19 protein-coding genes are annotated in these 20,513 nt (G+C 60.7%); 12 read left to right on the top strand and 7 right to left on the bottom strand.

Features of this window, described 5'->3' with window-relative positions:
- Positions 1–280 precede the first annotated feature (280 nt).
- On the bottom strand, positions 281–1,066 hold the full coding sequence (locus CYR32_RS11170) for a DsbA family protein (protein ID WP_101824476.1): 786 nt from the start codon (positions 1,064–1,066) through the stop codon (positions 281–283).
- Between the two features lie 211 nt (positions 1,067–1,277).
- Positions 1,278–1,994 (bottom strand): DUF3053 domain-containing protein, encoded by a 717-nt coding sequence (locus CYR32_RS11165; RefSeq protein ID WP_101824475.1) that lies wholly within the window; start codon positions 1,992–1,994, stop codon positions 1,278–1,280.
- A 319-nt stretch (positions 1,995–2,313) separates the two neighbouring features.
- Between CYR32_RS11165 and CYR32_RS11160 the strand changes: the two genes are divergently transcribed.
- Positions 2,314–2,598, top strand: coding sequence for a helix-turn-helix domain-containing protein (locus CYR32_RS11160; protein ID WP_101824474.1), 285 nt, complete (start codon positions 2,314–2,316; stop codon positions 2,596–2,598).
- A gap of 95 nt (positions 2,599–2,693) precedes the next feature.
- Here CYR32_RS11160 and glyS read toward each other — a convergent pair whose 3' ends face one another.
- Together glyS and glyQ are read right to left on the bottom strand one after the other, a co-directional pair.
- Positions 2,694–4,763 (bottom strand): glycine--tRNA ligase subunit beta, encoded by a 2,070-nt coding sequence (gene glyS, locus CYR32_RS11155; RefSeq protein ID WP_101824473.1) that lies wholly within the window; start codon positions 4,761–4,763, stop codon positions 2,694–2,696.
- Positions 4,764–4,772: 9 nt separating this feature from the next.
- A complete protein-coding gene (gene glyQ / locus CYR32_RS11150; protein WP_101815878.1) occupies positions 4,773–5,687 on the bottom strand; it encodes a glycine--tRNA ligase subunit alpha in 915 nt (304 codons plus the stop codon).
- Positions 5,688–5,972: 285 nt separating this feature from the next.
- Here glyQ and CYR32_RS11145 point away from each other — a divergent pair, with 285 nt between their 5' ends.
- A complete protein-coding gene (locus tag CYR32_RS11145) occupies positions 5,973–7,304 on the top strand; it encodes an MFS transporter (protein ID WP_101824472.1) in 1,332 nt (443 codons plus the stop codon).
- Positions 7,305–7,537: 233 nt separating this feature from the next.
- Positions 7,538–8,248 carry a GntR family transcriptional regulator gene (locus tag CYR32_RS11140; protein ID WP_101824471.1) on the top strand — a complete coding sequence of 237 codons (711 nt, stop codon included), beginning with the start codon at positions 7,538–7,540 and terminating at the stop codon, positions 8,246–8,248.
- A 4-nt stretch (positions 8,249–8,252) separates the two neighbouring features.
- On the opposite strand, the gene CYR32_RS11135 is transcribed toward CYR32_RS11140, so the two are convergent.
- Entirely contained in the window at positions 8,253–9,452 is a 1,200-nt protein-coding gene (locus CYR32_RS11135) for an enolase C-terminal domain-like protein (protein WP_101824470.1), read from the bottom strand.
- Positions 9,453–9,746: 294 nt separating this feature from the next.
- On the opposite strand from CYR32_RS11135, the gene CYR32_RS11130 reads away from it, so the two are divergent.
- The 4 genes from CYR32_RS11130 (at position 9,747) to tssD (ending at position 12,680) form a co-directional block, all read left to right on the top strand.
- Complete coding sequence (locus tag CYR32_RS11130) at positions 9,747–11,147, top strand: PTS transporter subunit EIIC (protein WP_101824469.1); 1,401 nt, start codon at positions 9,747–9,749, stop codon at positions 11,145–11,147.
- Positions 11,148–11,327: 180 nt separating this feature from the next.
- The gene (locus tag CYR32_RS11125) at positions 11,328–11,687 is read left to right on the top strand and encodes a tlde1 domain-containing protein (protein WP_101824468.1); all 360 of its coding nucleotides are present in this window, start codon (positions 11,328–11,330) and stop codon (positions 11,685–11,687) included.
- Entirely contained in the window at positions 11,684–12,193 is a 510-nt protein-coding gene (locus tag CYR32_RS11120; RefSeq protein ID WP_101824467.1) for a hypothetical protein, read from the top strand. Before CYR32_RS11125 ends, CYR32_RS11120 begins: the two co-directional genes overlap by 4 nt.
- A 1-nt stretch (position 12,194) precedes the next feature.
- Complete coding sequence (tssD, locus tag CYR32_RS11115) at positions 12,195–12,680, top strand: type VI secretion system tube protein TssD (RefSeq protein WP_101824466.1); 486 nt, start codon at positions 12,195–12,197, stop codon at positions 12,678–12,680.
- Positions 12,681–12,723: 43 nt separating this feature from the next.
- Here the strand turns inward: tssD and CYR32_RS11110 are convergent, their stop codons facing one another.
- Together CYR32_RS11110 and CYR32_RS21695 are read right to left on the bottom strand one after the other, a co-directional pair.
- Positions 12,724–14,721 (bottom strand): autotransporter outer membrane beta-barrel domain-containing protein, encoded by a 1,998-nt coding sequence (locus CYR32_RS11110; protein WP_101824465.1) that lies wholly within the window; start codon positions 14,719–14,721, stop codon positions 12,724–12,726.
- A 208-nt stretch (positions 14,722–14,929) separates the two neighbouring features.
- Positions 14,930–15,100, bottom strand: coding sequence for a YgdI/YgdR family lipoprotein (locus tag CYR32_RS21695; RefSeq protein ID WP_165698228.1), 171 nt, complete (start codon positions 15,098–15,100; stop codon positions 14,930–14,932).
- A gap of 177 nt (positions 15,101–15,277) precedes the next feature.
- On the opposite strand from CYR32_RS21695, the gene CYR32_RS11105 reads away from it, so the two are divergent.
- The 5 genes from CYR32_RS11105 (at position 15,278) to CYR32_RS11085 (ending at position 20,479) form a co-directional block, all read left to right on the top strand.
- Positions 15,278–15,841 (top strand): DNA-3-methyladenine glycosylase I, encoded by a 564-nt coding sequence (locus CYR32_RS11105; RefSeq protein ID WP_101824464.1) that lies wholly within the window; start codon positions 15,278–15,280, stop codon positions 15,839–15,841.
- Positions 15,838–16,272, top strand: a complete 435-nt coding sequence (locus CYR32_RS11100; RefSeq protein ID WP_101824463.1) for an N-acetyltransferase — start codon at positions 15,838–15,840, stop codon at positions 16,270–16,272. Before CYR32_RS11105 ends, CYR32_RS11100 begins: the two co-directional genes overlap by 4 nt.
- A gap of 166 nt (positions 16,273–16,438) precedes the next feature.
- Entirely contained in the window at positions 16,439–17,101 is a 663-nt protein-coding gene (locus CYR32_RS11095; protein ID WP_101824462.1) for an OmpA family lipoprotein, read from the top strand.
- Positions 17,102–17,195: 94 nt separating this feature from the next.
- Positions 17,196–18,200 carry a LacI family DNA-binding transcriptional regulator gene (locus CYR32_RS11090; protein ID WP_101824461.1) on the top strand — a complete coding sequence of 335 codons (1,005 nt, stop codon included), beginning with the start codon at positions 17,196–17,198 and terminating at the stop codon, positions 18,198–18,200.
- Between the two features lie 152 nt (positions 18,201–18,352).
- Entirely contained in the window at positions 18,353–20,479 is a 2,127-nt protein-coding gene (locus tag CYR32_RS11085) for an alpha-galactosidase (protein ID WP_101824460.1), read from the top strand.
- Positions 20,480–20,513 lie beyond the last annotated feature (34 nt).

Here is a 20,513-nt window from a genome sequence, read left to right as displayed (position 1 = left end):
GTTACGGAAAGAAGAAACCGTGATTTGTATCACATTTGTTAAATGTCGGTTTTTCCTGAAATTGTGATTCTTATCACAATTTATTTATCGGTGCGGCCGGGTATTCCTGCCTAAGATTCGTCCTACACCCAACTGTAGACAATCCAGCCAACAATGTGATGAATTCTGAAAGAACGTGATGTGACGCGGATGAATGGTTTACCGCGGCCGCGGCGGGCAGAAACAGGGGCAGGCAGGGGGAAACGGGCCTGCCCTGCGCAGGGCAGAGCAGGCCGGCAGGTTATTTGCCCTGCGCTTTGTTGATGGCGGTTTGCAGATCCTCGGCGGAGACTGCGCCCGGCAGCACAGTGCTGTTTTCCACCGTCGCGCCCTGGGTCGGCATCACCACAAAGGCCGGGGTGCCGCTGAAGCCCAGCACCCGCGCCAGATCGTCGGTTTTCGCCAGCGCATCGTGGGTTTTCTTGCGGGTTGCCTCATCCGGCTCCGTCGCGCCTGCCGCTTTCACTGCCGCCGTAATGTCAGCCTGGGTCAGCTTGCCTTCGTCATGGCCGGTTTTGTAGATGGCGTTATGGTAGGTGAAGTAAGCGTCAGCGCCCTTCTCTTTGTAGACCGCCATGCCGGTTTCCGCCGCGGTGATGGACGGCTCCCAGCGCTGGCCGAAGATCGGCCACTCTTTAAACACAAAGCGCACCTGCGGGTTGGCTTTGACCGTCTGCTCGACCAGCGGGGCCATGTGGCTGCAATAGACGCACTGGTAATCGAAGAACTCCACCAGCGCCACTTTCGCGTCTTTCGGGCCGATGGCCGGGGTGTCGGCATCCTTCAGCAGCGCCTCATGGTTTTGCAGCACCGCATTCAGGGACGCCTGAAGCTGCTGCTGTTGCTGTTGTGCTTCCAGTTTCTGACTGGCCTGCACCAGCACTTCCGGGTGCTGCACCAGGTACTCGGCAGCAATCTTGCCGATCGCCTCCTGCTGGGCAGGGGTAAAGGCGGCGTTGTCTGCGGCGCTGGCCAGCATAGGGGCCAGCATCAGCACGCCAGCCAGGGTGATTAACGGGTGTTTCATAAAGGTTTCCTTTTCGTTGTCACCGTCTCTGGTGACGCTTTTTTGAGGCGAAAATCGTCTTTCAGGCAAACGTGTTCTGCGGTGAAGCAGGCAGCGTACGGTATCTGCTGCGCCATGGGTCGTCAAAAACGGCCATGTTTTCTCACGCATGGCTCACTGAGACGCCGGGCGTAAAAAAGCCACCCGCAGGTGGCTGGTGCCCGGGCCCGGGTCAGAACTGGCCGAGCAGCGCTTTCTGGGCGGTAAGCAGCACCGACTGTTTGGCCGACAGCTCGGACATCATGGTGTTGTACTGCGTCACCTGCTGCTGCGTCTGGAGCTGTACCTGGTTATTGTCGAAGCTGACCTGGTTGCCCTGCTGGATCAGGTAGTCCCCTACCTGCACCACCGACTGGGCGAAACCGGCCAGCGCCGGGATCACCGGCATAATGTTGTTGGCCGGGCGGGTGACGAGGGTGTCATACGCCTGGTTGTAGACCCCTTTCAGGTCATCCGGGTGTTTCATCGCCGCGTGGGCGGTGTCAGCCTGCGCTTTGGCCGTCTGGATCTGCTGGCCGAGCATGTTCAGCGCGCCCAGTTCCTGCGCCAGCGTGTCGTGCTGCTGCATATAGTCCTGCGGCACCCGGATCTGCCCGAGGGTGCTCACCACCGGCCCCAGGCTGTTGTTGATGCCCTGTTTCATCTGGCGGGAGAAGGTCACCAGCACCTGATAGTCATTGGCGTAGTTACCGAGCTTCTGTTTCTGGTCTTCGCTCAGCGTCGGCAGGTTCTGCCCGCTGCGCATCACGGTGTTTTGCAGGTAGTCAATAAACGCCTTGCGCTCGTCGCCCTCTTTGTCGCCACAGGCCGTGAGCTGCAACACCACCATCAGTACCAGGAACGGCGCCATCCAGCGCGCGACACCTCTGCTGTTAATCCCTACTGCCATCTGCCCGACTCCCCTTTGCTGTCCATGATTTCCGCCCGCTGCACAGGCAGGTTTTGTGCCCTAAGAATAGATCATCCGGCGTTGATAAGGTACTCATGCCGTGCGGGGTTGCGATCGCGATCCAGCCGCGCACGCCCGGGAACCTTTCCCGTGGGGCACTCAGAAAAGTGACCAGGCAGGGACAAAATAACAGCAAAATATGCACAAAATTTCCCCCTCCCGGATGAAATTTGGCTTATAGTCATTCTGCTTATAGTGTTAAGCAAAATGGAATGACGGTTGTTGAATGTCGTCGTAACAGCTAGTTTCGGGAGCCACTATGGATCGTGAATTGTTCAATGAGTTACTTGATAGTTTTGAATATGGGGCCTTGCCTGCCGTAAATCTCATGGCGAATCAAGGTGATGATCAGTTGCCGGAACCGAAAAAGCTGCGTGAGCGCGCAGGGATGCAAATTGATGAGTTTGCCCAATGCATGGGCGTCAGCGTGGCGCAGGTGAAAAAGTGGGAAGCGAACAGTTGCCGCCCCTCTTCCACCGCGCAGAAGCTGATGCGCCTGCTGAATGCCAACCCCTATCTGAGCCGTCAGTTGCTGGAAAGTTAACCCGGCAACCCGACGCACCCGGCCCTTCCCTGAGGGGCCACGTAATAAAAAAACCCGCCGGAGCGGGTTTTTTTATGCGTTCATCCGGCCAGGCATTACTGCAACAGCGAGATGTCCGCCACTTGCAGGAACAGGTCGCGCAGCTTGCTCAGCAGGGTCAGGCGGTTGATGCGCACCGCCTGATCGTCCGCGTTCACCATCACTTTCTCGAAGAAGTTGTCCACCGCTTCACGCAACTGGGCCAGTTCACCCAGCGCCTCCTGGTAGCGCCCTTCGGCGTAATAAGGCTGCAGCTTGCTGCCGAGCGCCATCACGAAGGTGGCGAGCTGGATCTCTTCATTCTCTTTCAGCAGCGACGCCTGCACGCTGTCGTTCAGCGTTTCGGTGGATTTCGCCAGAATGTTGGAGACGCGCTTGTTGGCGGCCGCCAGGGCGGCGGCGGCCTCGAGGCCACGGAAGTGCGACACCGCTTTCATGCGGGCGTCGAAGTCCGCCGGGCGGGTCGGGCGGCGCGCCAGCACCGCCTGGATGGTGTCGACGGCGTGGCCCTCTTCCTGATACCAGGCGCGGAAGCGGCCCAGCATGAACTCGACCACGTCATCCACCACCTTGGCGTTGGTCAGCTTGTCGCCGTAGAGGCGCACCGCTTCTTCCGCCAGAGTTTGCAGATCGAGGTTGAGGTTCTTCTCCACGATGATGCGCAGCACGCCGAGCGCGGCACGGCGCAGGGCGAACGGGTCAGACGCGCCTTTCGGGTGCTGGCCGATGCCGAAGATGCCCGCCAGGGTATCCATTTTGTCGGCAATCGCCAGCGCGCAGGCCACCGGTGACGCCGGCAGGGCATCGCCGGCAAAACGCGGCTGGTACTGCTCGTTCAGCGCCACGGCCACATCTTCCGCTTCGCCGTCATGGCGGGCGTAGTGCATCCCCATCACACCCTGGGTGTCGGTGAACTCAAACACCATGTTGGTCATCAGGTCACACTTGGAGAGCAGACCGGCACGGCGCGCGTGCTCCACGTCTGCGCCGATCTGTTCAGCGATCCAGCCCGCCAGTGCCTGAATGCGGTCGGTTTTGTCGCGCAGGGTGCCGAGCTGTTTCTGGAACAACACGGTTTCCAGGCGCGGCAGGTTATCTTCCAGGCGCTGTTTGCGGTCGGTATTGAAGAAGAACTCGGCATCCGCCAGGCGCGGGCGCACCACTTTTTCGTTACCGGAGATAATCTGCTGCGGGTCTTTCGACTCGATGTTGGCGACGAAAATGAAGTTCGGCAGCAGTTTGCCCGCGGCGTCATACACCGGGAAGTACTTCTGGTCGCCTTTCATGGTGTAGACCAGCGCTTCCGCCGGTACTGCCAGGAATTTCTCTTCAAATTTCGCCGTCAGCACCACCGGCCACTCCACCAGCGAGGTGACCTCTTCCAGCAGGCTGTCGCTGAGATCGGCATGGCCGCCAATCTGGCGTGCCGCTTCTTCGGCATCGGCTTTGATTTTGGCTTTACGCTGTTCGTAATCGGCCAGCACCTTGCCGCGCTCCAGCAGGATCGCCGGGTACTGGTCAGCGTGGTCGATGCGGAATTCCGGCTCGCCCATAAAGCGGTGGCCGCGGATCACGCGGTCAGACGGGATGCCGAGAATGGTCGCCGGCACCAGCTCATCACCCAGCAGCAGGGTCACGGTGTGTACCGGGCGCACGAACTGCACGTCGGAGTCACCCCAGCGCATCAGTTTCGGGATCGGCAGCTTGCCGAGGGCGGTGGCGATCATGCCCGGCAGCAGGGTCTGCGCGCTTTCGCCTTTGACGTGGGCGCGGTGGACCAGCCACTCGCCTTTGTCGGTCACCAGGCGATCCGCCTGATCCACGGTGATCCCGCAGCCGCGCGCCCAGCCTTCGGCCGCTTTGGTCGCGTTGCCGTCGGCGTCAAACGCCTGGGCAATCGCCGGGCCGCGTTTTTCAATTTCGCGGTCAGCCTGTGCGTCGCTCAGGTTCAGCACTTTCAGCGCCAGGCGGCGCGGCGCGGCAAACCACTGCACGTCGCCGTGGTGCAGGCCGGCAGCGTCAAGTTCTGCCGTGACGTTGGCGGCAAAGGATTCAGCCAGTGAGCGCAGCGCCTTCGGCGGCAGCTCTTCCGTGCCGATTTCCACCAGGAAAGTCTTGTCAGTCATGGCTGTCTCTCACTTCTCGTTCTTTTTGCACATCGGGAAGCCCAGCGCCTCGCGCGAGGCGTAGTAGGCTTCGGCCACGGATTTGGTCAGGGTGCGGATGCGCAGGATATAGCGCTGGCGCTCAGTCACGGAGATCGCCTTGCGGGCATCCAGCAGGTTGAAGCAGTGGGCCGCTTTCAGGATGCGCTCATAAGCGGGCAGCGGCAGCGGTTTCTCCAGCGCCAGCAGCTTCTGGGCCTCTTTCTCATACTGTTCGAAACAGGTGAACAGGAAATCGACGTCCGCGTATTCGAAGTTATAGGTCGACTGCTCCACTTCGTTCTGGTGGAAGATGTCGCCGTAGGTGGTTTTGCCCAGCGGGCCGTCACACCAGACCAGATCGTAGACGCTGTCCACGCCCTGGATGTACATCGCCAGGCGCTCCAGGCCGTAGGTGATTTCGCCGGTCACCGGCTTGCACTCCAGGCCGCCCACCTGCTGGAAGTAGGTGAACTGCGTCACTTCCATGCCGTTGAGCCACACTTCCCAGCCGAGACCCCAGGCACCCAGGGTCGGGTTTTCCCAGTTGTCTTCCACGAAGCGGATGTCATGCACCAGCGGGTCCAGCCCCAGCTCTTTCAGCGAGCCGAGGTAGAGCTCCTGGATGTTGTCCGGCGACGGCTTGATGATCACCTGGAACTGGTAGTAGTGCTGGAGGCGGTTCGGGTTCTCGCCGTAGCGGCCGTCCGTCGGGCGGCGCGAAGGCTGGACATAGGCAGCGGCGATCGGCTCCGGGCCGAGGGCGCGCATACTGGTCATCGGGTGGGAGGTGCCGGCACCGACTTCCATGTCCAGAGGTTGGACAATGGTGCAGCCCTGCCGCGCCCAGTAATCCTGAAGGGTCAGGATCAGGCCCTGAAAGGTCTTGGTATCAAACTTTTGCATGTTGGATTCGCAGCGATACAAGTGGATTTAGATGGAATGGGCCAGTATACCCGTTGACCGGCAGATATACAGCCTCAATCCCGCGCCGGCTGCCGCTGCTGCCCCGGCGTTGTTACGGCGGTGTGCCGGTTGTTACCGCCCTTTTACCTTTTCTGCCCCAAAAGGTACGCCGATCGGGCGCGTTCACGCACCGCCACGGCGCAACCGGCCCGGTTTTCCGGCGAAAAGGGGTGGCATCAACTTTGCTAGCTCTCTCTGAGCACTTTTACGCACAAGGAGCAGGTTATGCCCACCCTTCAAGACAGCCGGTACCGCTACCGTATTTTTGCGATGGTGTTTTTCATCGCCCTGATTAACTACGTCGACCGCGGCGCGTTGTCTTTTGCGGCCAACGACATCGCCAATGAGTTTCACTTTAATAAGGCGCAACTGGGCGCCGTGCTGGGCTATTTCGGCTTCGGTTATCTGTTCGGGTCACTCTGCGGCGGCTTTCTGGCCGATCGCGTCGGCACCAAAAAAGTGTGGCTGCTGGCCGGGGCGCTCTGGTCACTGCTGGAGATCGCCACTGCCTGGGCCGGGGAGGTCGGCGTGGCGCTGTTCGGCGGCTCCGCCATTATGGGCTTTGCCGCGCTGCGTATCCTGTTCGGTTTCTCCGAAGGGCCGGCTTACGCGCTGATGAACAAAACCATCGCCCACTGGGCGCCGCAGAAAGAGCGCGGCTTCTCGCTCGGCATCGGGCTGCTCAGTACGCAGGTCGGTTCCCTGCTTACCGCGCCGCTGGCGGTGGGGCTGCTGCTGCTCACCGATGACTGGCGCAGTATGTTCATCCTGCTGGGGCTGTTTTCGCTGCTGGCGATTATCCTGTTCGCCCGCGTCTTTACCGATGCGCCGCACCAGCACCCGAAAGTGAATGCCGCGGAGCTGGCGATCATCCACGGCGACCAGGCCGCGGAGAGCGCGCAGCCGCGCCTGCCGTGGTGGCGCTTTTTCAGCAGCCGCACGCTGGTGTTTAACGCGCTGGGCTACTTCTCGTTTCTCTACGTCACCTTTGTGCTGGTCACCTGGAGCCCGAAATATTTGCAGGACACCTTCAACTATGACCTGCACTCGCTCTGGTATGTGGCGATGATCCCGTGGAGCGGTGCCTGTTTCACGGTGCTGCTGGGCGGGAAAATTGCCGACACGCTGCTGAGGCGCACCCGCAACCTGCGGCTGGCGCGCAATCTGTTTGCCGCCGTGACGCTGCTGCTGACCGCCTGCTGTTTTGTGCTGATCCCCTTTATGCACTCCCCGGCGGCGATCATCGCGCTGATGACGCTGGGTAACGCCCTGAATGCGCTGGTGAATAATGTCTACTGGTCGGTGGTGATTGATGTCTCGCCCAAATCCTCGGTGGGGGCGTACAGCGGCATGACGCTGGCGGTAGCCAACCTGGCGTCTATCCTCGCGCCAACCCTGAGCGGCTGGCTGGCGCAGCACCACGGCTATAACGCGATGTTCTTCGCCACGGCGGCGGTGTCGTTTTGCAGCATGTTCTGCATGACGCTGTTGCAGCCGGAGAAGAAACTCCACGCCCCCGCTGCCGCGCCCGCCTGGAAAAAGGGGGTGGCCTCCTGAAGCGCATCCCGGCCGGATCCCTTATACTCCGCGCAAGCATTCGTAAGAACAGGAGAAACAAGATGGGGTTTGTCGGCTGGATTATGACGGGGATCGCCATCGGCCTGATCATCGGCGTCCTGATGAAGGTCTTCGGCAAGAAGAAGTAAACGAGATGCCGCCTGCCCGGGCGGCATTTTTTATGGGCGTTCGGCGCTATAGTGTGGCCACCGAGGCGTTACGGACAACCGACCATGAAAAAGAGAGAGTTCATCGCGCAGGATCTGCTCAGCAAAATTTACCAGCACCGTGACACCCCGCTGGAGAAGCTGCCGCCTGAGCGCAAGCTGGCTGAGGAGTATGGCGTGTCACGCTTTACCCTGCGCAAAGCGCTGGAGAAGCTGGTGGCGATTGGCGCGGTGCGGATCGTCCAGGGCGCGGGGATTTTCATTAACCCCGGCGTCGGCAATAACCCGCTGATCTATAACTCGATTACTGAGAAGAAATTTAACCAGATCCGCTACCGCCTGCTGGAGCTGCATAAACGCCGCCCGGACAGCGACGAGCGGCAGATTTTCGGCCTGACGGATAGCGACTTTATCTGGGCCTTTACCCGGCTGCGCAAGGTGGAAGGGGTGACGGTGCAGCTCGAATACGCCCGGATGCCCGCGGCGGGCTTTGCCGACCTGACGCCGCACACCATCGAGCACTCGATCCAGCAATACCTGCTCAGCAAGGGGTGCGCCCTCTCCCACTCCCTGACCCACTACCGCGCCACCACCGTCAGCAAGACGCAGGCCGCGCTGCTGGGCTGCAAAAAAGGGATTGCTGCCATGCACATCCTGAACCGCGGCATTCTGCCCGACGGGCGGGTGGCGATCTTCAGTGACATCATCGACATCGACTACGCCTGCTCTTACGTGATCCCGTTTAACCGCGACAACCTCGCCTTCCGCCAGAGCTGACGGTTCAGGGTGTATGGATCGCCCCGTTCGGCAGGCGGCTTTGCGTCCACTCATGGGGCCGGTAGACCACCGGGAATTCTGCGGCCGCCGCCTCATCAAACCCGACGCCGATGCCCGGTTGCTCAACGGGGTAGAGGTAGCCGTTCTCCGGCGCGGCCGCCCCCGGGAAGACCCGCCGGGTCTGTTCCGGGTAGGCGACAAACTCCTGGATCGCCGCATTGTGCAGGTGGATGTTCAGGTGGGTGTTCACCGCCGCGCCGATGGGCGTCATGTCCGGCGGGCAGTGCCACGCCAGCCGCACGCCGAAACTCTGGCAGAAATGGCCCAGTTTCAGCGCCGGGCTGATGCCGCCAATCTGCGATACGTGGCAGCGCAGGAAATCGATGCGCCGGTTGATCACCAGCTCTTTCCACTCCGCCGGGTTGTTGAACAGCTCCCCGGTCGCCAGCGGCACCGCCGTCTGCTGGCGGATCTGGGCCAGCCAGTCGTTCTGCTCCGGCGGCAGAATGTCTTCGATGAAATAGGGCTGATAGCGCTCAAGCTGCTTGGCAAACTGCACCGCCTGCTGCGGGAAGAGCCGCTCATGCACATCATGCAGGATGTGGAACTGGTTACCGTACTTCTCACGCAATGCCTGGAACATGGCGAGCGTGTTCTCCATATAACGCTCCTGATCGTAGTACGCGCCCGGCGTCGGGGTGCGGGTGGCGTGCAGATCCGGCGCATGGCCGCCATAAAACCCGAGCTGGCAGCGGATGTGGCGATAGCCCTCAGCCAGCAGCCGGTCGACCTCCAGGCAGAGCGCCGCCGGCGTGTCTCCGGCGGCGTGGCTGTAGGCGGCAATCGCATCTTTGGATTTGCCGCCAAACAGCTGGTAGAGCGGCATCTCCGCCAGCTTGCCTTTGATGTCCCACAGTGCCATATCGACGCCGGCGACGGCGTTGTTGATCACCGGACCATGACGCCAGTAGGCGTTAACCATCATCATCTGCCAGAGATCTTCGATGTGGTTCGCATCCCGCCCGATCAGCAACGGCCGGAGGTACTCCTCCACCATCACTTTTACCGCCAGCGGCCGCTGCTGAAAAGTGGCACAGCCCAGGCCGGTGATGCCTTTATCGGTGTGAATTTTTACCACCACCAGATTATGGCGATCGGGGCGGGTGATGTGGCAATCAATATCGGTAATCAGGGTGGGCTGCATCTCTTTCTCCTTCGCGGAAGCGGTATTTTCCGGCGGGTAGCGATAGCGGAAATAAATAATTAACCCGCTGATTTCATCCTATTCCGGCGGTGTTTGTAAACCGCCAATTCCGGCTTTTATTTTGGTCTGGAAAAAGGGAAATAAGGGCAATAAAAACCAGACCAATTTCCCGCACGCACCGCCGCACCCCTGAGGATGTGACGGGACGCATGGTTTATTGGCTTGTTTTTCAAAAGAGGCCCCCCTACCATCGTTTTTATCAGACGTTCCTTATCTTCACAGCAGTGGGGCCTTATGGAAAATACCCAGGTAGCGCCGGCCATTATTCCGCTGATGGGCGGCAATAATAATATTAATAAGATCTGGCATTGTATGACGCGCCTGCGTTTTGACGTCGTTGACGAAAGCCGGATCGATTGGGACGGCATTAAAAAATTACCCGGCGTGCTGGGTGCGCAATATCAGCACGATCAGGCGCAGGTGATTATCGGCCCGCAGGTCACGCTTTGGTATCAGGCCATAATGGAAAACCGCGTTCCCGCCAAAGAAGAACAGGCACCGGCCGCCGGAAAAGTGCATAAGGGCCTGATCTCGCGCTTTATGGATACCGTTTCCGGCGTGTTTGGCCCGATTGTCCCGGCTATCGCCGGCGCCGGGATGATAAAAGGGCTGCTGGCCGGGCTGGTGGCGTTGCATATTGTCTCCGCCAAAAGTGATACCGTGATGGTGATTGACTTGATCGCCAGCGGGGTATTCTATTTCCTGCCCTTTTTCCTGGCGGTGTCGGCCGCCCGGATATTTAAAACCAATGAATACCTCGCCGCCGCGGTGGCAGCCTGCCTGATGTACCCGACGCTGATCGACGCCGCCAAAGCGCTGGCGGCGCATACGCCGGGCGCGGCCACCGCATTCTATTTTATTGATATTATCCCGGTATCAGTATTCAACTATTCGGCCAGCGTGATTCCGGTGATTATGTCTGTCTGGGCGCTCAGCTATATTTACCGCGGCGTCAACGCCGTGATGCCCGAGGTATTAAAAACGGTGTTTACCCCGACGCTGACGCTGTTTATTACCGCGCTGGTCTCCCTGACATTAATTGGGCCGCTGGGGATCTATGTCGGCAAAGCGCTGGCGCTGTTTATCCAGGGGCTGTTTGATATTTCCGCCGTCTTTGCCGGGGTGATTGTCGGCGCTATCCGCCCGGTGGCGGTATTAACCGGGATGCACCACGCCATGACGCCGGTGGCGCTGCAAAATTTCGCCACCAAAGGGTATGACATGCTGATGCCGATGATGTTTATGGCCAATATGGCCATTGCCGGCTCTACCTTTGCACTCTGTTTTCACAGCAAGAACCGGGCGGATAGATCAGTGGTGCTTTCCGCAGCGGTCTCCGCCCTGTTAGGCATTACGGAACCGGCGCTGTTTGGCGTACTGACGAAATATAAAAAAGCGTTTATTGCCACCACGGTCAGCAGCGCCCTCGCCTCAGCCTTTATTGCCTTTTTCGGTGTGCGGCTCTACGGTTATATTTTGTCGAGTATTTTCAGCCTGCCCGCCTATATCGGCCCTTACTTTATCTATATTCTGATGGGCGTCACGCTCTCATTAGGCCTGGCTTTTCTGCTGACCTATTTTATGGTGGTTAAAGGCAAACCGCTTATTCAGCCCGACCCCGAAACCGCCCGCTGACCCGTTCCGGCCGCCTTAAAGGTGGCCTTTTTGCTAGCAATTCTTTTTCTGAATAATTCACAACATATTATAATTTTCATCAATTAGTTAATTATCCCTAACATAATAATTCAGTTGAAATTTTCACCATGCAGGCAGCTAATTATTCCCGGTCACGCAAGGTGATACCAGGAGAGAAATATGACATGGGAATATAATCAGCAAACAGGCGAATTAAGGCATAACGGCGAGTTTATTGCTAAGGGGTATAGTGGGAAAGGGATAGCTAAGGATAAACCATCAATGCAACATGTCAGGGATACCGGACCAATTCCTAAAGGCTATTGGCGAATTTCTGGCTATGACAGCAATCAGGGGCCGTGGTCTATTCAGCTTACGCCAATGGCAGGAACAAATGTTTTTGGCCGTACTGGCTTTAAAATACATGGTGATAGACGTGATACGATTGGTCGCTCTTCCCAAGGCTGTATAATAATTAATGGTGCTGAAATACGCAGGGGGATTTATAACTCAGGCGACACCGTATTGGTGGTCAGATGAAAAAAATAATTCTTTCATTATTGTTAGCCTCTGCCAGCTATTCTGTAATGGCTGAACGCTCCCCTACTGCCGAGGAGTTTGCTCAACAGGTGCAGGATTACGGTGCAGCAAAGGTGATTTCCGGCATTCCAGAAACAGACGATGGATTATGGAACGAAATTTTCAAGCATATTTCTAACGGCGAGGCCGCGTGGCTGAAACTCATTCCTTCCATCTCAATGACTGGTGCTGTTTCCTGGAATGAACAACTTGGTACAGCCTTGGCGCAAGCCATACCCAAAAATGTAAACGGCGTGATGGAAGTTATTGACGACTTGAACATCTCTATTTCTACGGCATCCGTCTGTTCAATGCCTCTTTATCATGAGACTGTTCCCGAACAAAATGAGTATGTCGTCAAAGCCATTCAGGCGCTCTATAAAAGCAACAGCGTGCAGGCGCAGAAATGTTTGCAGCAGTTAATCATGACCGTGGGCCAGTCCAGCCAATTCCGCGAGGTAGATTAATATGGCAATCCCCGTCTATATGTACCTGAAAGATGATGCGAACAATCTCATCAAAGGCGGCGTGAATGTGTATGGCCGGGAAAACAGTGTGGAAGTGCTGGGGCTGCATCATAGCGTTGATATGCCGACCGATGACCATACCGGGAGAATCAGCGGAAAATGCCGACACCTGCCTTTTCTGATTGAAAAAGAGATCGACTGCTCGACGCCCTATTTATATAAAGCGCTGACCTCCGGTCAAACGCTGAATTCGGTTGAATTAATACATTACCGGATTAATGATGCCGGGCAGGAAGAGGCGTATTACACCGTCCTGCTGGAAAAGGCGAAAGTGGTCAACGTATTTCCCCTTATGCATGACATAAAAGATGCCACCAAAGAGAAATTCAACCACCTCGAACTGGTGGAATTCCGCTATGAAAAAATCACCTGGCACTATCTCGACGGCAATATCCTGCACAGCAATAGCTGGTTGAAACGCGCATAAAATAAAGGCCGCCCTGAGGCGGCCTGCCTGTTTATCACTTCCCCTAAAACCGCGCGCTGACGCCGAGGTTATACATAAACTGCTCGCCGCTGCTGAGGCCGCCGGTCTGGGAAACGGCCGCAAAGGCCGCGACGTTATCGGTCAGCGGCAGGTTGGCCCCGACCGTAACATCTACCCAGTTGGTGTCCTGCGTGGCGCTGGTGCGGGCGAAATGGGTCTGGGTCGATTTAATGCCGCCGCCGGCGCGGTAGACGTCGTCACCGAACTGGTGCTGGTAACTCAGCTCCGCGTAGGGGTTGATCCGGTCGAAGCGGCCGTCCAGCCGCCAGCCCAGTGCGCCAACCTGTGAGTGGTAGGTCTGGTCGTCAAAACGCATGGCGGTGCTGCGGCGGCTTTTCTCGCTGTAACCGTCCACGCTGCTGTAATCCCAGGCGAATTGCGCCATCGGGCCGGTGGTCAGCCAGCTGGCGACCGGGAAATCCCAGCCTGCCGTCAGCCGTGCGCCGACCTGCTTACCGTCGGTGTCGCCCTCTTCCCGCCGGGTCGCCCCGCCCAGCCGCATACTGCGGTTGATGTCATCGAAATTCACCGTCGCCCAGTGGACGTCAGCATTCAGCCAGCCATTCTCCAGCACGTTCACCGAACTGTAGGCCGACAGCAGCCAGCCGCGCGCATTGTAGTTATACCGGCTGGAGGGGCGCTGGCGGTCGTCGGCCCCGGCCAGCATCGCGCCCACCAGCCAGTTATCGGTCACCTGATAGTCCATGCCGAGGCTGACGTTATGCGAGGTGGCGTTGCCGTCCCCCGCGGCGGTGTTGGCGCTGTACTCCATATGCTGCCCCATATAGCCGCCGAACATGCCGAGGCTGCCCTGCGGGTTGGGGGTGGTGCGCAACTGCTGGTAGCGGCTGTCGAGGATCCCCTGCGCATTACGCCCCAGCGCCAGCGTGGCCTGGTTCAGCGCCACCGCCTGTGCCGGGCCGTCCAGCACTGACTGGATGTAGTCGGCGATCAGCGCGTGGGTCTGCGGGCTGGGGTGCAGGCGATCGGCAAACAGGAACGCCTGGGCGCTGCTGAAACCGGGCGTAGAGGCGTTACACAGCGCCGCTGTGAGGCCCGGCGGGCAGGCCATCCCGGCGGTGTTGGTCAGGCCATAAACGGCAGGGTCGATAATGACCTCATTCAGCAGGCCGTCGACGTCAACGCGCACGATGTTACCGCCGGTGGCGGCCAGTGCGGCATCTTCCGTCTGGTTATAGACCGCGGTCAGCGTGCCTGCCGCGGCGGCGAGCTGGTCATAGGCACCGATCAGGGTCTGGGTGAGCGGCTGCGCCACGGCATCGGGCGCGCCGGTGGACTGCACGGCCGCGGCCAGGGCCTGATGAATCGTCGCCAGGCGTGCGGCCGTGTCTACCGTGCCCTGGCCGTTGAGCACGTTAAAGGCGGCCTGCAAGGCGGCATCGGCGTTGGCAGGCAGCGCGGCGGAGACAACCAGCTCGACGATCGCCGGGGTCAGCCCGATGTTCGGCACCGTCGGCACAATCACCGTGCCCGCCCCGGCGTTGATCAGCGCCTGTACCTGCCCGGCCGCCGAGGTGGCGCTGGCGCTGGCCAGGGCGGCGGCAGTGTCAATGCTCAGCGCGGCGGCGGCCAGGTCATTCCCGCCAACCCAGTGGATATAGAGGCCGTTGCTGTCCGCCCGCCCGCCGGTCTGGCTCAGGTACTGGCTGACCTGATCGCCGGTGGTGTTGAAGTAGGGGTCAAGCTCCGGGATGGCGGTAGCCCCACCGGTGGCGTAGTTGGTGCCGCCGGATTGCGAGGGCGTCAGCGTCTGCCCGGCGCGCTGCGCCAGGATTTCATCATAGAGAGGGACGCTGCTGCCGTTATAGGTAAAGCGGCCGATATTTCCGGAATCACTCAGGCTGTCGCCGAAGACGTAGACGGCGTCATAGGCCTGTGCCGGACTTCCCCCCCACAACATCATTGCCACTGCCAGTGCGACCGCTTTTGGGCGGCCGTCAGATTTTTTTATATCCGGCATGGGGACTCCTGAGAGCCATCAGGCTGTTTCAAGGAACAGAATGGGTTAGGTAAACGCCATAGTCGTTGTTTTAATTTTGTGCAATGCAAGTATAACTATTGTCCGCTTCTGGCGGGCGTCAAGGTATCTGATTGAAAAAATGCGGGGAGGCACACAGGCGGGGGGAAATGGGCACTAAAAACCCCGGCAGAGGCCGGGGCGGGGGGAATCAGGATTGCGGCTGGCCCACCGGCCCGGTGCCGAGGGTGCCGCCCGGGGAGGCCTGGCCGCTCGGCGCGTGCGGGCGCCCGTCCTCTTTGACTGCGCTGCTGCGGTGTGAACACCCGGCCAGTGATGTCAGTGCCGCGACAACCAGCAATACCGTTGAGATCTTTTTCATATAACCACCTCGTAGTCAGTAAAAAATAACGTGAATAAAAAACATCTTTCCGAAAACGTGAACGTTAAAGCATAGACAGGGAATGGCCTTCTTACCGGGCGATTTTCTGCCGCCTTCCCCGCGGCTGCCGCGCTATGATTGGGAAATACCGTGGGTAAAAGGGAGAAAGGAGCCGTTATGGTACGTTGCCGCTGGGTCACCGCTGACCCGTTATACATCGATTATCACGACCGTGAATGGGGCGTCCCGCAGCGGGAGAGCCGTGCGCTGTTTGAGATGCTCTGCCTGGAGGGGCAGCAGGCCGGGCTCTCCTGGATCACGGTGCTGAAAAAGCGCGAACGCTACCGGGCGTGCTTCCACGGGTTTGACCCGCATCACATCGCCGCGATGACGCCGCAGGATGTCGATGCGCTGATGCAGGAGGCGGGGCTGATCCGCCACCGCCGCAAGCTGGAGGCGATCATCACCAATGCCCGCGCCTGGCTGGCGATGGCCGCCGCCGGTGAGGATTTTTCGCGCTTTATCTGGGGGTTTGTCGACCACCAGCCGCAGGTCAACCGCCCGCAGGGGGAGGCGATCCCGGCGAAAACTGCCGCCTCTGAGGCGCTTTCCAGGGCGCTGAAAAAACGCGGGTTTACCTTTGTCGGCGCAACCATTTGTTACGCCTTTATGCAGGCGTGCGGCCTGGTGAACGATCACCAGGCCGACTGCTTCTGCTGCCCGGCGCAGGCAGGCGCATGATCCGGGCGTTCCGGCCTGCCGATATGGAGCCGCTGATGGCGCTGTGGCTGGCGAGCACCACGGCCGGGCACCCGTTTATTGAGGCGCGTTACTGGCACGAAAGCGCGCCGCTGGTACGGGAGGCGTACCTGCCGCGGGCCGACACCTGGGTGGATGAGCGCGACGGCGCGCTGGCCGGGTTTATCAGCGTGATGGACAGCCGCTTTGTCGGCGCGCTGTTCGTGGCCCCCCAGCGTTTCGGCACTGGCGTGGCAGACGGCCTGATGGCCTGGGTGCAGCAGCGTTTCCCGCTGCTCAGCCTGGAGGTCTATATGCGCAACCACCGGGCAGTGGCCTTTTACCGCAAATGGGGATTTATTCCGCAACGCAAACTCCGCCACCGCGACACCCACGCCATGACGCTGATCATGATGTGGCAGGCGGGCAACTGACACTTACACTTTGAGAATTATCTCTAGCACTTTTCTTACTTTTCCCGGTCATAATGCCCGGCCGGTGTGCGTTTGCCGCCACCGGGATGAACACATAATAACCTGACGCCCCAATGATTAGGTGGAGTTGCTCTTCACCGCACTGACTTGTTACAAAGGATTAACCATGAAAAAGCGTATTCTGTGTGTGGCCGGCGCATTAAGCCTGTCACTGGCCCTGGCGGGCTGTACCACCAACCCTTACACCGGTGAGCGTGAAGCCGGGAAAGCCGGCATCGGTGCCGGGCTGGGGGCCGCACTGGGCGCAGGCGTCGGCGTGCTCTCCTCCTCCAAAAAAGACCGCGGCAAGGGCGCGCTGATTGGCGCGGCGGCCGGTGCGGCATTGGGCGGCGGCGCAGGCTACTACATGGACGTGCAGGAAACCAAACTGCGCCAGAAAATGCAGGGCACCGGCGTCAGCGTGACCCGTGAAGGCGACAACATCGTGCTGAACATGCCGAATAACGTCACCTTCGACACCGACGCCAGTAACCTGAAACCGGCCGGGGCCAACACCCTCTCCGGCGTGGCGATGGTACTGAAAGAGTATGAGAAGACCGCGGTCAACGTGATTGGCTATACCGACAGCAGCGGCGCACGCGCCCACAACATGACGCTCTCCCAGCAACGTGCCGACAGCGTCGCCAGCGCGCTGATCACCCAGGGCGTTTCTGCGGCGCGCATCCGCACCGCCGGTGCCGGCCCGGACAACCCGGTCGCCTCCAACAGCACCGCAGAAGGCAAGGCGCAGAACCGCCGCGTCGAGATCACCCTCAGCCCGCTGCAGTAAGCTTTTTGCCCGGCGCTGTGCGCCGGGCTTCTCAACCTTCCCCCCGACTCTGTGCTACTCTCGCTGCGTCTCCCCCCGCTGCGTGGAATTTCCTATGTCACTCAAAGCGCTGGCCCGCGAGCTGGGCCTCTCTGTCACCACCGTCAGCCGCGCGCTGAACGGTTACGATGACGTGGCCGCCGCCACCAAACAGCGGGTGGATGCCGCCGCGCAACGCATGGGTTACCGCCCCAATACCCTGGCCCGCCGCCTGAAAATGGGCAAAATCGATGCCGTGGGGCTGCTGTTCCCGTTTGAACCGCGCCCGCTGAACAACTCGGCGTTTATTGAGATGGTAGGCTGCATCAGCCATGAGCTGGCGCGCCAGGAGATCGACCTGCTGCTGGTGGCGGAGGAGCAGGAGCCCGCAGGCATGGCCCGGCTGATTGAGAGCAAACGGGTCGATGCGCTGCTGGTGGCCCACACCCAGCCCAATGACCCGCGCCTGCAGGTGCTGCAACAGATCGGCTTCCCGTTCCTGGCGCTCGGCCGCAGCGCCCTTCCCCAGCCTTACGCCTGGTTCGACTTCGATAACCACGCCGGCACCCTGCTGGCGGTAGACCACCTGGTCAGCCTCGGCCACCGGCGCATCGCCTACCTGGGCGAAACCAGCCCGCAGACCTTTGTCGGCCAGCGCCGCCAGGGCTTTCTGGACGGGCTGCGCGCGCACCACCTGCCGCTGCCGCCCGGCTACCTCGGCCAGATTCTGCCGACCCGCCGCGCCGGATATCAGGCAACCCGCGCCCTGCTCGCCCTGCCGGAGCCGCCCACGGCGCTGATCACCGATAACAACATGCACGGTGAAGGCGCGGTGATGGCGCTGCACGAAGCGGGGCTGCTGGAGAGCGGCCGGGTCTCGCTGGTGATCTATGACGGCCTGCCGCCGGACAGCCTGATCGACCTGCCGATTACCGCCGTGACCCAGGCGACGCGCGAAGCGGTCGGGCGGCAGATCGCAGAAATGACGCTGGCGCTGATCCGCGGCGAACCGCTCAGTGAATTACAGGTGCTCTGGCAGCCCGGCCTGCAACCGGGCATCAGTTCGCACCCGCCGCGATAGCGGGGCATCCTGTTAACCCGCTCCCGGTTTCCGGCAAAAAGTCGCGCTGATCTTTAATCCCGATCACAAATCCCATCTCTTCCACTACGCATCCGAAACGTTTCGGATCAATGCTTACGGCACTTATTTCCCCTTTTTCCCGGAGAATTGCCATGGATGCCCCAATTTGTCGCCTGACCAGCCGCACCTCGGATATTGTGATCCGCTGCGCGCCGGTGGCTGAAATCCTTTACTGGGGGCCGCACCTGCCCGCGTTCAGCGCGGAGGAGATCGCGACCCTGAGCCGCCCGGTACCGAATGGCCGGCTGGATGTGGATGTGCCGCTGACCCTGGCGGCGGAGAATGGCCGGGGGCTGTTCGGCTCGCCGGGCGTCGAGGGGCACCGCGACGGGCTGGACTGGTCGCCGGTGTTTACTACCTGCCGGGTTGACCAGCAGGCGGACGGCGTGGTGATCACCGCAGAAGACCCGCAGGCCGCGCTGCGTTTCACCAGCGAGCTGCACCTGGATGCGGAGACCGGCGTGCTGCGCACCCGCAACACCCTGACCAACCTGCACGCGCAGCCCTATCAGGTCAGCCGCCTCGCCGTGACCCTGCCGCTGCCGGAGCAGGCGGCGGAGGTGATGGCGTTCCACGGCCGCTGGGTGCGGGAGTTCCAGCCGCACCGCACGCTGCTCTCCCACGGCGGCGTGGTGCAGGAGAACCGGCGCGGCCGCACCTCCCATGAATATTTCCCCGGCATGATCCTCGGCCGGCCGGGCTTTTCGGAGCAGCAGGGTGAAGTCTGGGGCGCGCACCTCGCCTGGAGCGGCAACCACCGCCTGCGGGCGGATGTGAAAACCGACGGCCGCCGCCAGTTGCAGGCCGAGGCGCTCTATTTCGCCGGTGAGCAGCAGCTTGCTGCGCAGCAGAGCCTCAGCACCCCGTGGCTCTACGCCAGCTACAGCAGCGAAGGCATGAACCTGATGAGCCAGCAGTTCCACCGCTATGTGCGCCGCCAGATCCTACCCTTCTCCGGCGAGCGCCCGCGCCCGGTACACCTCAATACCTGGGAGGGGATCTACTTCGACCACGACCCTGATTACATCATGGCGATGGCGACCCGGGCCGCAGAGCTGGGCGTGGAGCGCTTTATCATCGATGACGGCTGGTTCCGCGGCCGCGACCACGACCGCGCCGCGCTGGGTGACTGGTATCTGGATGAGAAAAAGTACCCCAACGGGCTGACGCCGGTGATCGAGCACGTCCACCAGCTCGGCATGGAGTTCGGCATCTGGGTCGAGCCGGAGATGATCAATCCGGATTCCGACCTCTACCGCGCGCACCCGGAATGGCTGCTGGCGCTGCCGGGTTACCAGCAGCCGCCGGGGCGCTTCCAGTATGTACTGGATTTAAGCAACCCCGCCGTGTTCGATTACCTGCTGGCGCGCATGAGCTGGCTGCTCGGCGAGCATGACATCCAGTATGTGAAGTGGGACATGAACCGCGAAGTGGTGCAGCCGGGGCATGAGGGGCGGGCGGCGGCCACCGCGCAGACGGAACAGTTCTACCGGCTGGCGGATGCGCTGGTGGCGCGCTTCCCGCAGGTGGAGTTTGAGGCCTGCGCCTCCGGCGGCGGCCGCATCGATTACGAAGTGCTTAAGCGCAGCCACCGTTTCTGGACGTCCGACAACAATGACGCGCTGGAGCGCCAGCGCATCCAGCGCGGCATGAGCTACTTCTTCCCGCCGGAGGTGATGGGCGCACATATCGGGGCCGACCGCTGCCACGCCACCTACCGTCGCCATGACATCCAGTTTCGCGGCCTGACCGCGCTGTTCGGCCATATGGGCATCGAGCTTGACCCGGCCCGCGCCGGTGAGCAGGAGCAGCAGGCGTTTGCGCACTATATTGCCTTACACCGCCAGTGGCGCGACCTGCTGCACAGCGGCGATAGCGTGCGGATCGATCACCCCGACCCGGCCACCCTGGCGCATGGCGTGATAAGCCCGGCGCGCGACCGGGCGATCTTCTCCGTGGCGCAACTGGCGATGCCCACCTACTCGATGCCGGGGCGGCTGCGCATTCCTGGGCTGCTGCCGGAGGCGCGCTACCGCGTGACGGTGCTGGATGCACCGCCGGTGATTGCTGAGGAGCAGGGCGGCCATGTGATGCGGGTGCTGCCGGGCTGGATCACCGCGCCGGTGGAGGCCAGCGGCAGCTGGCTGGCCCAGGCCGGGCTGGCGCTGCCGGTGCTCGACCCGGAGAGCGCGCTGTTGCTGGGCATTGAACGCTGTTAACCCGACAGGCCGGGCCTCCGCCCGGCTTTTTACC

The organism is Chimaeribacter coloradensis, assembly GCF_002858715.1.
Taxonomy (GTDB): domain Bacteria; phylum Pseudomonadota; class Gammaproteobacteria; order Enterobacterales; family Enterobacteriaceae; genus Chimaeribacter; species Chimaeribacter coloradensis.
This window is presented reverse-complemented; position numbering and strand designations above follow the sequence as displayed.

Excerpts from the sequence above, each read along its gene's own strand:
- CYR32_RS11130 (WP_101824469.1), top strand. The coding sequence starts at position 9,747 with ATGGAAAATACCCAGGTAGCGCCGGCCATTATTCCGCTGATGGGCGGC.
- CYR32_RS11165 (WP_101824475.1), bottom strand. The coding sequence starts at position 1,994 with ATGGCAGTAGGGATTAACAGCAGAGGTGTCGCGCGCTGGATGGCGCCG.
- CYR32_RS11100 (WP_101824463.1), top strand. The coding sequence starts at position 15,838 with ATGATCCGGGCGTTCCGGCCTGCCGATATGGAGCCGCTGATGGCGCTG.
- CYR32_RS11145 (WP_101824472.1), top strand. The coding sequence starts at position 5,973 with ATGCCCACCCTTCAAGACAGCCGGTACCGCTACCGTATTTTTGCGATG.
- CYR32_RS11140 (WP_101824471.1), top strand. The coding sequence starts at position 7,538 with ATGAAAAAGAGAGAGTTCATCGCGCAGGATCTGCTCAGCAAAATTTAC.
- CYR32_RS11160 (WP_101824474.1), top strand. The coding sequence starts at position 2,314 with ATGGATCGTGAATTGTTCAATGAGTTACTTGATAGTTTTGAATATGGG.
- tssD (WP_101824466.1), top strand. The coding sequence starts at position 12,195 with ATGGCAATCCCCGTCTATATGTACCTGAAAGATGATGCGAACAATCTC.
- CYR32_RS11090 (WP_101824461.1), top strand. The coding sequence starts at position 17,196 with ATGTCACTCAAAGCGCTGGCCCGCGAGCTGGGCCTCTCTGTCACCACC.
- CYR32_RS11135 (WP_101824470.1), bottom strand. The coding sequence starts at position 9,452 with ATGCAGCCCACCCTGATTACCGATATTGATTGCCACATCACCCGCCCC.
- CYR32_RS11110 (WP_101824465.1), bottom strand. The coding sequence starts at position 14,721 with ATGCCGGATATAAAAAAATCTGACGGCCGCCCAAAAGCGGTCGCACTG.
- glyQ (WP_101815878.1), bottom strand. The coding sequence starts at position 5,687 with ATGCAAAAGTTTGATACCAAGACCTTTCAGGGCCTGATCCTGACCCTT.
- CYR32_RS21695 (WP_165698228.1), bottom strand. The coding sequence starts at position 15,100 with ATGAAAAAGATCTCAACGGTATTGCTGGTTGTCGCGGCACTGACATCA.
- CYR32_RS11095 (WP_101824462.1), top strand. The coding sequence starts at position 16,439 with ATGAAAAAGCGTATTCTGTGTGTGGCCGGCGCATTAAGCCTGTCACTG.
- CYR32_RS11085 (WP_101824460.1), top strand. The coding sequence starts at position 18,353 with ATGGATGCCCCAATTTGTCGCCTGACCAGCCGCACCTCGGATATTGTG.
- CYR32_RS11105 (WP_101824464.1), top strand. The coding sequence starts at position 15,278 with ATGGTACGTTGCCGCTGGGTCACCGCTGACCCGTTATACATCGATTAT.
- glyS (WP_101824473.1), bottom strand. The coding sequence starts at position 4,763 with ATGACTGACAAGACTTTCCTGGTGGAAATCGGCACGGAAGAGCTGCCG.
- CYR32_RS11125 (WP_101824468.1), top strand. The coding sequence starts at position 11,328 with ATGACATGGGAATATAATCAGCAAACAGGCGAATTAAGGCATAACGGC.
- CYR32_RS11120 (WP_101824467.1), top strand. The coding sequence starts at position 11,684 with ATGAAAAAAATAATTCTTTCATTATTGTTAGCCTCTGCCAGCTATTCT.
- CYR32_RS11170 (WP_101824476.1), bottom strand. The coding sequence starts at position 1,066 with ATGAAACACCCGTTAATCACCCTGGCTGGCGTGCTGATGCTGGCCCCT.